Consider the following 13496-nt stretch of genomic DNA (forward strand, 5'->3'; position numbering starts at 1 on the left):
TGGCCTCGCGCTGTTGGGGTCCATTCGCGGCTGCCGTCGGCTCGCAGGTGCTGAGGTGTCGAGTGGCATCCTGATATCTACTGTTCGCAGAGAAATCAGGAGGCCACTTGCGGGGGAATCGCCTGGTTGACGATGATCTGCCGTTCGCCATCGAGCGGGATGGGCGGGAGCCGCTGACCGTGCAGGTGGCCGATGGGCTGCGGCGGGCCGCGACCAGCGGGGCGCTGCGCGGGGGTGATCGGCTGCCGTCCTCGCGGGAGTTGGCTGCTCGGTTGGGGGTGAGCCGGACGGTGGTGACGGCCGCCTATGACCAGTTGCACGCGGAGGGGTGGCTGGACGGCCGGCACGGGTCGGGGACGTATCTGACGGCCACGCCGCCGCGGGTGGACGCGCAGGCCGATGGGCCGCAGCGGGTCGACCCGCTGGCCGGGCTGCTGGATCTGGGTGCGGGAGCGCCGTCGATCGAGGCCATCGATGCCGCGGCATGGCGTCGCGCGTGGCGGGCCGCGTCGGATCGGCCGCCGGTGATCCGGCGGGATCGGCGCGGGGAGGCCGCGTATCGCGAAGCCGTGGCGGAACACCTGCTGCGGCATCGAGGATTGGGTGCGGGCAGCGGGGCGACCGTGCTCGCCACCGCCGGAACCAGCGCGGCGGCAGGCGAACTCGCGGCCGCGCTGCTGCGGCCCGGCGATGTGGTGGCGATCGAGGATCCGGGGTATCAGCGGGCCGGCGGCGCGTTCCGGGCGGCGGGCGCGCGCCTGGTGCCGGTGCCGGTCGACGCCGACGGGCTGCGCGTCGAGCTGCTCCCCGAGAACGCGCGCATGGTGTATTGCACTCCAGCGCACCAGTTTCCGCTCGGCGCGCGCATGCCCGCGGCGCGGCGGGTACAGCTCATCGAATTCGCGCGCCGCGCCGGAGCACTGGTGATCGAGGACGACTACGACGGCGAATTGCGGTACGACACCGCGCCGCTGCCCCTGCTGGCCACCCTCGCCCCGGACGTGGTCGTGCACCTCGGCACCACCAGCAAGATCCTCACCCCGACGCTCGGAACCGGCTGGCTGGTGGCCGATCCCGCCGTCACCGAGGCCGTGCTCGCCCACCGCGAACTCACCGGCGCCAGCCCCTCACCCGCCGGACAGCAGGTGGTGGCCGAACTCGCCCGCGCGGGAGACCTCGCCCGGCATCTGCGCCGCCTGCGCCGCGACATGCCCGCCCGCCGCGCGCTCGTCCTGGAAGAACTGCGCCGCCACGGTCTGGAGGTGCGCGGCGACGACGCGGGTTCGCACATCTACGTCCCCCTCGCGAGCGCGGAGCAGGAGGATCGCGCGATCACCGCGTCCCGGGCGAACGGCGTCTACCTCGACGGCCTGGCCCGCCACCACGTCGGCCCCCGGCACACCTTCGGCATAGCCCTCGGATACGCCGCCCTGCCCGCGGCGGACCTGCCCGGCGCGGTCCGGTTGGCCGGAAACGCGCTGGCCCGGGTCGTACAGTGGACCGCATGACCGAAAAGGACATCCACGCGCGCATCAAGGAACTCGTGGATCGTGAGCACGAGCTGCGCGCCCAGACCACCGGCGGCGAACTCGACCCCGAGGCCGAACGCCGCCAGCTCGCCGAGATCGAGGTCCAGCTCGACCAGTGCTGGGACCTGCTCCGCCAGCGTCGCGCCCGCTTGGACCAGGGCCGCAATCCCGACGAGGCTCAACCCAACTCCGCCCGCCAGGTCGAGGGCTACCTCCAGTAGCGGAAGCCCCGCGCCCCCAGTACCACCTCGAGCGGTCTCGGACCGAACCGTGTGACCTCGCCGCGCGCCGCCTGCCAGTAGGTCTCGGCCTCCTGAACCGGCCGGTGTCGTCCGCCCTGGGACAAGAGGCGGGACCCCCGTCATGGTGTAGCGGGAGCCGTCCGCCTTGGACAACCGGATCCTCCGTCCCGCAGCGGCTGGAGCTGCGGCCACTCCTAGGCGGGCGCCGCGCGCCCCGGGTGGCGGGAGTCGCCAAATATGGGGTCCCCACGCGTAGGCCCTGGGAGCGCCCGACCGTTGGGTCTACGCTTTTCAAATGGTGGCAACCACAGACATCACGACCGCGGACGGGGTGGTGCGCGGAATCCGGGGCCGCCGCGTCTCACGCTGGCGGTCCATTCCCTTCGCCGCGCCGGCGGTCGGCGACTTGCGCTTTCGGGCGCCGCAGCCGGTGCGACCCTGGACCGGGGTGCGGGACGCGACCGACTTCGGCTATGCCGCAATGCAACACCGTGACGGTGCGCGGATCGGGCCGCGGCAGGCGCAGGCGACGGGGGAGGACTGCCTCACCCTGAATGTGGCGGCGCCGAACTCGCCGTCGGGGACGCCGCGGCCGGTGCTGGTGTTCATCCACGGCGGCGGCTACATGATCGGAACCTCCGCGCTGCGACTGTATTCCGGTGCGCGGCTGGCCGCCCGCGGCGATGTCATCGTCGTGTCGGTCAACTACCGGCTGGGCGCGTTCGGGTACGTCGATTTCGGTGAATACTCCACGCCCGACCGGCAATTCGACTCCAATCTGGGTCTGCGGGACCAGGTCGCGGCCCTGGAGTGGGTGCAGCGCAATATCGCGGCGTTCGGCGGTGACCCCGGCAACGTCACCATCTTCGGCGAATCCGCGGGCGCGCACGCGGTGCTGTCGCTCATGGCGACCCCCGCCGCGGCCGGACTGTTCCATCGCGGCATCGCGCAGAGCGCGCCCGCCGACTGGGCGCCGAGCCAGGCCGAGGCCCGCCTCTTCGCCCGCCGCTGCCTCGACGAACTCGGCATCGACCCCGCCGACGCCGCCCAGGCCCTGAGCACCGCCGGGGCCAATGACATTCGCAAGGGCGTCGACCGCGCGCTGGCCCGGGTCATGCACGAGCAGCCGGGCCTGTTCCCGGTCGCCCCGGTGGTGGACGGCGAATTCCTGCCCGCCGCACCGGTCGCCGCGTTCGCCCACGGCACCGCGCACCGGGTGCCGCTGATCCTCGGCACCAACCGCGACGAGGCCACCCTGTTCGTGCGCCTCGACGACACCCTGCCCACCACCCCCGACCGCATGCGCTGGCTGCTGCGCCACGTCGACCAGGCCCTCGAGGCCGACGGTGAGGGCCCCATCTTCACCAAACTCGGCCGGACCATGCCGACCTCGGAGGAACGCCTGCACGACGCGCTGTCCGAATACGACGCGGCCGTCGAATCCCGGGTCGCCGCCGCCTATCCCGGCTTCCCGGGCAAGAAGGCCACCATCCGGATGGGCGGCGACTTCACCTTCTGGCGGCCCTCGGTCCGGGTCATGGAGGCGCACAGCCGATTCGCGCCGACCTACGCCTACCGCTACGACTTCGCCCCGCGCGCAGTCCAGGTGAGCGGGTTAGGCGCGACCCACGCCCTCGATTTGATCCCCGTGTTCGGCGCGGTCGACACGGGCATCGGGCGGGCCATGACCGCCCTGGGCGGGCATCGCGGATTCCAATCGGTGTCCAAGCAGTTCCAGGACAATTGGCTGTCCTTCGCCCGCACCGGCGCCCCGCTCCCGGCCTGGCCCGCCTACACCGAGGACCAGCGCGCCACCCTCATCATCGATGCACCGAGCCGGGTCGAATTCGACCCGGACCGCACCAAACGCCTGGCCTGGCAAGGGGTCCGGATTCCGGCGCTCACCTGAGCGGCGTCACCAGCGGGTGGACGGCAGGCCGAGCGCGGACAGTTGCGCGTCGGCCAGCGCCGTGAGCGCCGCGGCCGTGGGGACGGCATCGGGGTCCAGGCTCACCAGAGACAGCGTGTAGGTGTCGGCGATCCGGGTCAGGTACCCGGACAGCCGGGTGCGGGGCAGGGCATCGAGCCGCAACCCGGGGTGGATGGCGCGCGCCGCCACGCCGGTGCAGGCGTGCGGCCCCAGCGCCAGCAGCGATTCGGGCAGATTGCCGATATTGGAGCACAGGATGTCCCGCTCGCCCGCGCCCTTGGCCAGCCGGTACGCCCAGCGGTCGGGGATGACCTGGAGCAGTTCCTCGGGAATGCCGCCGGGGCTGGTCATGCGGTGCTCGTAGGCCCGGCGGGCCTGCTGCCGCAAGGAGGCCGGGGTGTCGTCGCGGGTGATGGCGATCTCGGTCATGGACATGTCGTTGTCCACGCGCGGTTCGTCGCGGGTGTCGACGGGAAGGCTCGCCGCGATGGTGTCGGGCTGGAATCCGCCGGCCCACAGCATTTTCGCGATCACGTAGACGAACAGGCTGTTGGCCGTCCCCGCGTGTGCGACGGCGACGCGATTCCAGTCGCGGGCCGGAATCTGTAGCACGGTCGCGAGGGTGGCCGGTCGGTCACCAGATTTCCTGCCGCCTGATACCGCCTCGCGGTCGGTGTTCGGGACCGGTCGCGCCGGGATGCCGCGGCGCAGCGCGCGAGCGGTTCCGCCCAGCACGGTCGCCCACATGCCGCGCGCGTCGGCCCAATCCGAATGCCCCGCAACGGGAGCCGCGAGCGGAATGCCCGACAGCGCGTTGTCGATGGCCAGGGTCAGTGCCCGCCCGTCGGCCAGGGCGTGCGAGCAGGTCAGCGCGACCAGGCAGCCGCCGTCGTCGAGCCGCGCCGCCGAGAGCCGCCAGCCGGGCCCGGTCTCCGGGTTCAGGTCCTCGCCCTGCCGGTCGGCCCACTCCAGGATCGCGGCGACCGGGATCGGCTCGCTGGTCATGGTGAACGGGTGGGCGGACTCGTTGGGCTGCCAGCGCGGCCGCGCCCCGGGTACCCGGGAGCGGACCACGCGCCGGCCCAGCGGCCCGGTGCGCAGATCGCGGTGCACCCGCCACAGCAGGGCCGGATGCACGGGTTCGGCGGTACGCCAGAGTCCCTGCAGGACGATCGGGGTCCCCAGACCCCGATGCGACCGCAGGAAGATCTCGTCCAGCACGCTCAGCCGATTCATCGAACGGCTAGCGTACCGATCGGTCCGGCAGGGCGCTGCCGGGCGTATACGGGGCTTCCGCGAGGCGGGCCCGCCGTGCCGAGCCGGGCTGCCGCCCCGCCGGGCGCGCGGTCGCTCCGACGGCCCCGCTTCGCGCTGCGGCTGCGCTGACTACGCGCTGTTGCCGTGCCGTCCGGCGCCCGCGGCGAAACGCTGGGCGCCGTCGAGCGCGCCGTCCATGAGGGCCTTCGTGCCGTGCCGCAGTTCGTTGGAGATCGCCGCCGGCTCCTCGAGCCCGTCCTGCTCCAGCACCGACATCCGGTCCGAGCGCAGGCAGGTCTGCGGCAGCGCCGCCAGTTCGAGCGCGAGTTCCTCGGCGGCGCGCCGGGATTCGCCGTTCGGCACCACCCGGTTCACCAGGCCGATCTGCAGCGCCTCGGGGGCCCCGACCGCGCGGCCGGTGAGGATCAGATCCATGGCGCGGCCCTCGCCGATGATGCGCGGCAGCCGCACCGTGCCACCGTCGATGAGCGGCACGCCCCAGCGACGGCAGAAGACGCCGAAAGTGCTGTCCTGCTCCGCGATTCGCAGATCGCACCACAGCGCCAGCTCGATGCCGCCCGCGACCGCGTAACCGGAGACCGCGGCGATGACCGGCTTGGACAGTTTCATGCGGGTGGGGCCCATGGGCCCGTCGCCGTCCTCGGTGACCCGGTTGGAGCGTTCGGTGCCCAGCGCCTTGAGGTCGGCGCCGGCGCAGAAGGTGCCGCCGTCGCCCCACAGCACGGCGACCGCGGCGGTGGGGTCGGCGTCGAACTCGCGGAAGGCGTCGGCCAGGGCTTTCGCGGTCGGGCCGTCCACCGCGTTGCGGGCCTGGGGGCGGTGCAGGATCACGGTGTAGACGGGGCCGTTGCGCTCCACTCGTACTGTCACGCGGCCGACGTTACGCCGTAAACCCGGGGTTGCGTCAAGAAATGAATCGGTGGTTCACTTCTTGCATGGCCTATCGGAGAACACCCGCTGTCCAGGCTCGACTGGACGCTCAGGCGGGGTCGATCGTGCGCGCGGCCATGACCGTCCTCTCCCGCGACGGCTTCGCCGGACTGTCCATGGCCGCCGTCGCCGCCGAGGCCGGGGTCGCCACCGGCACCGTCTACAAGAACTTCAGCGGCAAGTCCGAACTCGTCACCGCCGTCTTCCGCGAGGTCGTCACCCGCGAGGTCGACGCCGTCGCCGAAGCGGGCGCGGCGGGGGCGGGCCGCACCGCCTCCGACCGGGTCACCGCGGCCGTCGAGACCTTCGCGGGCCGCGCCCTCAAGAACCCCAAACTCGCCTACGTGCTGCTCGCCGAGCCCGTGGACACCGCCGTCGACGCCGAGCGCCTGCGCTTCCGCCGGGCCTTCGCCGAGACCTACGTGGCCGCCATCGCCGACGGCATCGCCCATGGCCAACTGCCACCTCAGGATCCGGCGACCTCCGCCACCGCGCTGGTCGGCGCGATCGGCGAGGTGCTGGTCGGCCCGCTCTCCCAGCAGCTCCAGAGTGAGTCGGTGCTGCCGGAACTGGTCGCCTTCGCCCTGCGCGCCCTCGGCGTCCCCGCCGAAGTTCGCGGCGTCCCCCACGAATAGGAGTCACCCGTCATGCACACCCACGACGTCTTCAACCAGGTGCCGCCCATCTCCCCGTTCGACAACTCCCGCAACCCCGCGCTGATCGAGGGCCTGCACCGGGAGGGCGCGGGCTGGGCCGAGGCCGAGGTGCGGGAACTGGGCGTGCTCGCGGGCGGGATCGAGGCCCAGGAGTGGGGGCGGGTCGCCAACGAGTGCCCGCCGGTCCTGCACACCCACGACCGCTACGGCCACCGCATCGACGAGGTGGAATTCCACCCGTACTGGCACAACCTGATGGATGTCGCGGTCACCCATGGCCTGCACGGCGCGCCGTGGCGCGACGACCGGCCGGGCGCGCACACCGCCCGCGCCGCCAAATTCTTCACCTGGGGCATCGCCGACGCCGGGCACATGTGCCCGATCTCCATGACCTACGCGGTGGTGCCCGCGCTGCGCCACAATCCGGAACTCGCCGCCAAGTATGAGCCGTTGCTCGCCTCGCGCACGTACGATTTCGGCCTGCGCGAGCCGTCCACCAAGGCCGGTCTCATCGCGGGCATGTCCATGACCGAGAAGCAGGGCGGCTCCGACGTCCGCGCCAACACCACCACCGCCACCCCGCTGCCCGACGGCAGCTACCGCATCGTCGGCCACAAGTGGTTCACCTCGCACCCCATGGGCGACCTGTTCCTCACCCTGGCCCAGGCTCCCGGCGGCCTGTCCTGCTTCCTGCTACCCCGGGTGCTGCCCGACGGCACCCGCAACGCGCTGCGCATCCAGCGGCTGAAGGACAAGCTGGGCAACAAGTCCAACGCCTCCTCCGAACTCGAGTACGAGAACGCCATCGGCTGGCTGGTCGGCGCGGAGGGCGCGGGCGTCAAGACCATCATCGAGATGGTCAATATGACCCGCCTGGACTGCGTGATCGGCTCGGCCACCGGCATGCGCGCCGGGGTTGTCTTCGCCACCCACCACGCCCGCCACCGGGAGGTATTCGGCAAGAAGCTCATCGACCAGCCCGCCATGCGAAACGTGCTGGCGGACCTGGTGATCGAATCCGACGCCGCCACCACCGTCATGATGCGCCTGGCCGGGGCCACCGACCGCGCCGACTCCGATCCGGCCGAGGCCGCGCTGCGCCGCATCGCGCTGGCGGTCACCAAGTACTGGGTGTGCAAGCGGGCCCCCGCGCACGCGGCCGAGGCGCTGGAATGCTTCGGCGGCAACGGCTACGCCGAGGAATCCGGCATGCCGCGGCTGTACCGGGAAGCCCCGCTCATGTCCATCTGGGAGGGCTCGGGCAATGTGGCGGCGCTGGACGCGTTGCGCGCCATGGGTCGTCAGCCCGAGACCGTCGAGGCGTTCTTCAACGAGGTCAACCTGGCTCGCGGCGGCAACCGTCACCTGGACGAGGCGATCGACCGCATCGGCAAGGAGCTCACCGACTTCGTCGACATCGAATACCGGGCCCGCCGCGTGGTCGAGCTGATGGCGCTGGTGCTGCAGGGTGCGCAGTTGGTGCGGCACGGCCACCCGGCCGTCGCGGACGCCTTCTGCGAGACCAGGTTCGGCGGCGACTGGGGCATCGCGTTCGGCACCCTGCCCGGGGGCGTGGACGTCGAATCGATCATCCAGCGCGGCTACGTGGACTGACCTCTCAGCCGAAGGCGAGGCCCCGCGCGACCAGGGCCTCGCGCAACACCCGAATCGCCTTCGGTCCCATGTCATCATGGGAGCGCGCACAGCTGTTGGTGCTGAAAGCGAAGCAGGACAACGGGAGTCGAGGATGAAACTCCGGGCACGCACCGGTGACGGGGATTACGGACTGCTGGTGGCCGTCGCCACTGCGTACGACATGCGTTCCGCACGCCATGTGCGGCAACTGCTGAACAGCCACGGGGTGCGCGCCACGCTGGGGCCGGCGCGCATCCACCGGTGGCGGAACCTGAAGGACCACTTCCGGATTCTGGTGTTCCCCGAGGACGCCGTGCGCGCCTACGACGTCCTCAGCCGCCTCGGCTGATCAGAGCTTGGTCAGGGTCCGGCTGTAGGACGGGATCAGCCGGATCTTGCCCGCGGTGCCGAAGTCGATGGTGACGGTGGCCAGCGCACCGAAACCCTCCGCCGCGATGACCCGGCCCAGACCGTACTTGTCGTCATTGACGCGATCGCCGACCGCCAGCACCAGGCCGGTGTTGTTGCGCTTCACCCCGGCCGCCGCCGGAGCGGGCCGGCCCTCGCCGCGACCGCGCAGACCGGGACGAGAGTCCGACCAGCCGTCGCCGCGCGTCCAATCCCGTTCCAGGCCGTCGTCCTCGCCGCGGCGGCGGAAACCGCGCGACTGCGACTGCGAGGGCGTCGGCTCCAGCCGCTGCCAATCCATCAGATGACCCGGAATCTCCTGCAGGAAGCGGGATTCCGGATTCGACACCGGCTGCCCCCAGCCCGAACGCACCACCGCGCGGGTCAGATACAGGCGCTTGCGGGCCCGGGTGATGCCGACGTAGGCGAGGCGGCGCTCCTCCTGCAACTCCGCCGGATCGCCCAGCGCGCGCATGTGCGGGAACTGGCCGTCCTCCCAGCCGGTCACGAACACCACCGGGAACTCCAGGCCCTTGGCGGTGTGCAGGGTCATCAGGGTGACCACGCCCGAGCCCTCCTCGGGAATCTGGTCCGCGTCGGCCACCAGCGAGACCCGCTCCAGGAACGCCGCCAGCGACCCCGGCTCGGGCTCGCCCTCGGCCTGCTCGGGCACCAGGCCCTCGTCCCGCGCGGCCTCCACATTGTTGCGCGCCTCGGAACTGAATTCCCGTGCGACGCTCACCAATTCGTTGAGGTTGTCCAGCCGCGCGCCGTCCTGCGGATCGTCGGAGGCCTCCAGCTCGGCCCGGTATCCGGTGCGATCCAGCACGGCCTCGACGATCGAACCCACGTCGGGGAAGTCCACGGCGGCGGTGCCGCCAGTGTGCTCGGCGGCCGCGCCGCCAGTGTGCTCAGCGACCTGCGTTCCGGCCGCCCGGATCTCCTCCAGCAGCTCCAGGAACCCCGAAATCGCCTTCTGCGACCGGGAATTGAGCAGCGCGACCTTGCCCGCGGCGGCATCCCGCAACGCCTGCGCGAAACCGATATTCCGCTGCTCGGCGTGCACGGCCACACACGCCTCCGCGCGATCACCGATCCCGCGCCGCGGGGTGTTGAGCACCCGGCGCAAGCTCACCGCGTCGTTCGGATTCTCCAGCACCCGCAGGTAGGCCACGATGTCGCGGACCTCCTTGCGCTCGTAGAAGCGGACGCCGCCGACCACCTTGTAGGGCAGGCCCATCCGGATGAAGATCTCCTCCAGGGCGCGCGAATTGTTGTTGGTGCGGTAGAAGACCGCCACATCCGCGTAGTTGGCGTCGCCCTGATCCACCAGCCGGTCGATCTCGCGGGCCACGAACGAGGCCTCGTCGTGCTCGTTGTCGGCCACGTACCCGACGATCAGATCGCCGTCGCCCTGATCGGTCCACAGCTTCTTGTCGCGGCGGCCCTCGTTGCGGGCGATGACCGCGTTGGCGGCGGTCAGGATGTGCTGGGTGGAACGGTAGTTCTGTTCCAGCAGAATGGTTTCCGCGTCCGGGAAATCGCGTTCGAATTCCTCGATATTGCGGATGGTCGCGCCGCGGAAGGCGTAGATCGACTGGTCCGCGTCACCCACCACGCACAGTTCCGACGGCGGCACCCGATGCTCGGAGCCAGTGTCCGGGTCGTCGCCCCACGCCCCGCCGCGGTGATGGCCGACCAGCTCGCGCACCAGCACATACTGGGCGTGGTTGGTGTCCTGGTACTCGTCGACCAGCACGTGCCGGAAGCGGCGGCGGTAGTACTCGGCCACCTGCGGATGCCGCTGCAGCACCGACACCGTCTCGCCGATCAGATCGTCGAAGTCGAAGGCGTTGGCCGCGCGCAGCCGCCGCTGGTACTCGCCGTAGACCCGGGCCACGATGCGCGGCAGCTCGGTCTCCTCGGTCTCGGCGTCGGACGCGGCCTGGGCGGCGTCGATGAGCTCGTTCTTGAGGTTCGAGATGGCGGTGGCCAGCAGGCGCGGCGTGTACTTCTTCGGGTCGATCTCGAAATCGCGGATGATCATGCCCAGCAGCCGCCGGGAGTCGTCGGCGTCGTAGATGGAGAAGTTGGAGTTCATCCCCGTCAGCAGCGACGCCTGGGTGCGCAGGATGCGCACGCAGGAGGAGTGGAACGTCGACACCCACATACCGGCCGCACGCGGGCCGACCAGCCCGGCGACGCGTTCACGCATCTCGGCGGCGGCCTTGTTGGTGAAGGTGATGGCCAGGATCTCGCTCGGCCGCACCCCGCGGGCGTCGAGGAGATAGGCGATACGACGGGTCAGGACCGCGGTCTTTCCAGAACCGGCCCCGGCCACGATCAGCAGCGGGGTACCGGTGTGCATCACCGCGGCGCGCTGTTGTGGATTCAACCCTTCGAGCAACGCTCCGCCACCCCGCGCTTGCTGGGGCTTCTGCTCGTCCTGTGCCACCGTCGTATTCATCGCCCATCCACGCTACCGGCGCGCACCGACAGCCGTCGGGCGGGATCGCACAGGTGTCCGATTAGTGCCGGTCCGGCGAACTTCTGGTGAACCGTGTGACAGGAGGAAACTCAGGAGATTCACAAACGTACCCGTTTTGCATGGGTACCTCTCCGTGGCAGACTCGTCCTATGACCGGCTCGACCGCGGTGCGACACACCTGCTCACCGAGGGCGCGGTGCACCTGAGCCCGATCCTGGGGAGACAATGATTTTCCAGGGGGGACAATGTATGGCCGACAGGTCAGATTCTTGGTGAAGAACCGATCGGTAACAGGATGGGTCCACCCGCCGATCCACGTTCTGGACCACGAGGAGTTGAAAGTATGAGCATCTCGACGACGGGACATTCCGAGTCTGCCACCGGCTCGGACTCCGCCCCGCTGCCCTCCGAAGCGGAGATCGAAAAGCTGCGCCTGGAGATCGACAAGCTGGACGCCGAGATCCTCGCGGCCATCAAGCGCCGCACCGAGGTCTCGCGCATCATCGGACGGACCAGAATGGCGAACGGCGGGCCCAAGCTCGTCCACTCCCGTGAGATGAAGGTACTCGAGCGATTCAGCGAGCTGGGTCAGGAGGGGCACACCCTCGCCATGCTCCTGCTGCGTCTGGGCCGCGGCCGGCTGGGTCATTAACAACTCTCGTAACTCTCAGGGGCTGCGCCCCTGAACCGCGGACCCTTCCGACTCGGGAAGGTCCGTTAACGCTGAGCGCCGCCCGGCTCGATACAACAGGCGGTGCGTCGCGAATCGCGGGCACACACAAGCCACGCTGCATGCGGAGCCACGGATGCAGCACCCCCAGGCCGCCCCGGGTGTCTCGACCCCGGGGCGGTTCTTCGTCTTCCTAGGGCAGGGCGATGTACTTGGTGTCGAGGTACTCCTCGATGCCCTCGTAGCCGCCCTCCCGGCCGAAGCCGGATTCCTTCACGCCGCCGAAGGGCGCGGCCGGGTCGGAGATGACGCCGCGGTTGACGCCGACCATGCCGGTCTCCAGGCCCTCGGCGACCCGCAGCGCCCGGTCCAGGCTGCGCGTGTAAACGTATGCGACCAGGCCGAATTCGGTGTTGTTCGCCGCCGCCAGGCCCTCGGCCTCGGTGTCGAAGCCGACGATCGGGGCGACCGGGCCGAACACCTCCTCCCGCAGGATGCGGGCCTGGGACGGGATGTCGGTGAGCACGGTGGCCGGGTAGAACCAGCCTGGCCCGCCCGGGGCCTTGCCACCCAGCTTCACCTGCGCGCCCGCCGACACCGCGTCGTCCACCAGATCGCTCACGGTGTCGAGCTGGTCCTCGTTGATCAGCGGGCCCAGGGTGGTGTCCGGGTCCACGCCATTGCCCAGCCGATATTCGGCCATGGCCGCCACCAGCTTGTCGGTGAATTCCTGGCGAACCGAATTCTGGACGTGGAAGCGGTTGGCCGCGGTGCACGCCTCACCGCCGTTGCGCAGTTTGGCCAGCACCGCGCCCTGTACGGCCGCGTCCAGGTCGGCGTCGTCGAAGACCACGAAGGGGGCATTGCCGCCCAGCTCCATGGAGGTGCGCAGCAGACCGTGCGCCGACTGCTCGACCAGCTTCTTGCCGACCGGGGTGGACCCGGTGAAGGTCAGCTTGCGCAGGCGCGGGTCGTTCAGCAGGGGAGCGGTGACCGCGCCCGACCGCGAGGTGGCGATCACCGACAGCACGCCGTCCGGCAGCCCGGCCTCGCTGCACAGCCGAGCCAGCAGCAGCATGGTCAGCGGGGTCTCGCCCGCCGGCTTCACGATCATGGTGCAACCCGCCGCCAGCGCCGGGCCGATCTTGCGAGTTCCCATGGCCAGCGGGAAGTTCCACGGCGTGATGGCCAGGCAGGGCCCGACGGGCTGCTTGTGCACCAGGATTCGACCGGTCCCGCCCGGGGCGGCCTGGTAGCGGCCGTGCACCCGGACCGCCTCCTCGGAGAACCAGCGGAAGAACTCGGCGCCGTAGCGGACCTCATTGCGGCTCTCCGGCAGGGCTTTACCCATTTCCAGGGTCATCAGCAGCGCGAACTCGTCGGCCCGCGCGGTGATCGCCTCGAAGACCTTGCGCAGGATCTCCCCGCGCTCGCGGGCCGGGGTCGCGGCCCACTCGGCCTGCACCGCGGCCGCCGCGTCGAGCGCGCGCACCGCGTCCTCGGGGGTCGCGTCGGCCACCTGGGCGATGACCTCACCCGTGGCCGGATTGTGGACGGGGAAGGTCGCGCCGCCGGTGGCGTCCACCGGCCCCCCGATCCAGAGCTGTGTGGGAATGGATGAAAGAAGCTCAGTCTCAGACACCATGTCCTCAGGGTAGGACCGCATGCAAAGCCTCGCCCCGCCCGTAGCGAAGCGGAGGGCAAATTTGGCACCGTGGTTGTAACCTGCC

Annotated in this window: 11 protein-coding genes; 7 read left to right on the forward strand and 4 right to left on the reverse strand. The window is 70.6% G+C overall.

The features are described from left to right. Positions 1 to 107 precede the first annotated feature (107 nt). The 3 genes from ACFRAQ_RS01605 to ACFRAQ_RS01615 all read left to right on the forward strand — a co-directional run bounded on the left by ACFRAQ_RS01605 (position 108) and on the right by ACFRAQ_RS01615 (position 3680). Entirely contained in the window at positions 108 to 1508 is a 1401-nt protein-coding gene (locus ACFRAQ_RS01605; RefSeq protein ID WP_379092633.1) for a PLP-dependent aminotransferase family protein, read from the forward strand. Continuing rightward, on the forward strand, positions 1505 to 1750 hold the full coding sequence (locus tag ACFRAQ_RS01610) for a DUF2630 family protein (protein WP_357280742.1): 246 nt from the start codon (positions 1505 to 1507) through the stop codon (positions 1748 to 1750). Before ACFRAQ_RS01605 ends, ACFRAQ_RS01610 begins: the two co-directional genes overlap by 4 nt. 316 nt (positions 1751 to 2066) lie before the next feature. Further along, positions 2067 to 3680 (forward strand): carboxylesterase/lipase family protein, encoded by a 1614-nt coding sequence (locus ACFRAQ_RS01615; RefSeq protein ID WP_379092637.1) that lies wholly within the window; start codon positions 2067 to 2069, stop codon positions 3678 to 3680. A 6-nt stretch (positions 3681 to 3686) separates the two neighbouring features. Here ACFRAQ_RS01615 and ACFRAQ_RS01620 read toward each other — a convergent pair whose 3' ends face one another. Continuing rightward, positions 3687 to 4937 carry a hypothetical protein gene (locus tag ACFRAQ_RS01620; RefSeq protein ID WP_379092640.1) on the reverse strand — a complete coding sequence of 417 codons (1251 nt, stop codon included), beginning with the start codon at positions 4935 to 4937 and terminating at the stop codon, positions 3687 to 3689. Between the two features lie 150 nt (positions 4938 to 5087). Then, a complete protein-coding gene (locus ACFRAQ_RS01625) occupies positions 5088 to 5849 on the reverse strand; it encodes a crotonase/enoyl-CoA hydratase family protein (RefSeq protein ID WP_379092643.1) in 762 nt (253 codons plus the stop codon). A 65-nt stretch (positions 5850 to 5914) separates the two neighbouring features. Between ACFRAQ_RS01625 and ACFRAQ_RS01630 the strand changes: the two genes are divergently transcribed. From ACFRAQ_RS01630 to ACFRAQ_RS01640, 3 genes are all read left to right on the forward strand, one after another. Next, on the forward strand, positions 5915 to 6544 hold the full coding sequence (locus ACFRAQ_RS01630) for a TetR/AcrR family transcriptional regulator (protein ID WP_379092645.1): 630 nt from the start codon (positions 5915 to 5917) through the stop codon (positions 6542 to 6544). A gap of 12 nt (positions 6545 to 6556) precedes the next feature. Beyond that, positions 6557 to 8179 (forward strand): acyl-CoA dehydrogenase family protein, encoded by a 1623-nt coding sequence (locus ACFRAQ_RS01635; RefSeq protein ID WP_379092648.1) that lies wholly within the window; start codon positions 6557 to 6559, stop codon positions 8177 to 8179. A gap of 133 nt (positions 8180 to 8312) precedes the next feature. Beyond that, a complete protein-coding gene (locus tag ACFRAQ_RS01640) occupies positions 8313 to 8549 on the forward strand; it encodes a hypothetical protein (protein WP_379092651.1) in 237 nt (78 codons plus the stop codon). Here ACFRAQ_RS01640 and ACFRAQ_RS01645 read toward each other — a convergent pair whose 3' ends face one another. Beyond that, positions 8550 to 11075, reverse strand: coding sequence for a UvrD-helicase domain-containing protein (locus ACFRAQ_RS01645; protein ID WP_379092654.1), 2526 nt, complete (start codon positions 11073 to 11075; stop codon positions 8550 to 8552). Positions 11076 to 11439: 364 nt separating this feature from the next. On the opposite strand from ACFRAQ_RS01645, the gene ACFRAQ_RS01650 reads away from it, so the two are divergent. Next, positions 11440 to 11748, forward strand: coding sequence for a chorismate mutase (locus tag ACFRAQ_RS01650; RefSeq protein WP_357091322.1), 309 nt, complete (start codon positions 11440 to 11442; stop codon positions 11746 to 11748). A gap of 211 nt (positions 11749 to 11959) precedes the next feature. Here the strand turns inward: ACFRAQ_RS01650 and ACFRAQ_RS01655 are convergent, their stop codons facing one another. After that, positions 11960 to 13411, reverse strand: coding sequence for an NAD-dependent succinate-semialdehyde dehydrogenase (locus tag ACFRAQ_RS01655; RefSeq protein WP_379092657.1), 1452 nt, complete (start codon positions 13409 to 13411; stop codon positions 11960 to 11962). Between the last annotated feature and the right edge of the window lie 85 nt (positions 13412 to 13496).

The organism is Nocardia sp. NPDC056611, from assembly GCF_042792755.1.
GTDB lineage: Bacteria > Actinomycetota > Actinomycetes > Mycobacteriales > Mycobacteriaceae > Nocardia.

What these genes read in the sequence shown, in the direction of transcription:
- ACFRAQ_RS01610 (WP_357280742.1), top strand. Translation starts at nt 1,505, where the DNA reads ATGACCGAAAAGGACATCCACGCGCGCATCAAGGAACTCGTGGATCGT.
- ACFRAQ_RS01615 (WP_379092637.1), top strand. Translation starts at nt 2,067, where the DNA reads ATGGTGGCAACCACAGACATCACGACCGCGGACGGGGTGGTGCGCGGA.
- ACFRAQ_RS01620 (WP_379092640.1), bottom strand. Translation starts at nt 4,937, where the DNA reads ATGAATCGGCTGAGCGTGCTGGACGAGATCTTCCTGCGGTCGCATCGG.
- ACFRAQ_RS01630 (WP_379092645.1), top strand. Translation starts at nt 5,915, where the DNA reads ATGGCCTATCGGAGAACACCCGCTGTCCAGGCTCGACTGGACGCTCAG.
- ACFRAQ_RS01635 (WP_379092648.1), top strand. Translation starts at nt 6,557, where the DNA reads ATGCACACCCACGACGTCTTCAACCAGGTGCCGCCCATCTCCCCGTTC.
- ACFRAQ_RS01640 (WP_379092651.1), top strand. Translation starts at nt 8,313, where the DNA reads ATGAAACTCCGGGCACGCACCGGTGACGGGGATTACGGACTGCTGGTG.
- ACFRAQ_RS01645 (WP_379092654.1), bottom strand. Translation starts at nt 11,075, where the DNA reads ATGAATACGACGGTGGCACAGGACGAGCAGAAGCCCCAGCAAGCGCGG.
- ACFRAQ_RS01650 (WP_357091322.1), top strand. Translation starts at nt 11,440, where the DNA reads ATGAGCATCTCGACGACGGGACATTCCGAGTCTGCCACCGGCTCGGAC.
- ACFRAQ_RS01655 (WP_379092657.1), bottom strand. Translation starts at nt 13,411, where the DNA reads ATGGTGTCTGAGACTGAGCTTCTTTCATCCATTCCCACACAGCTCTGG.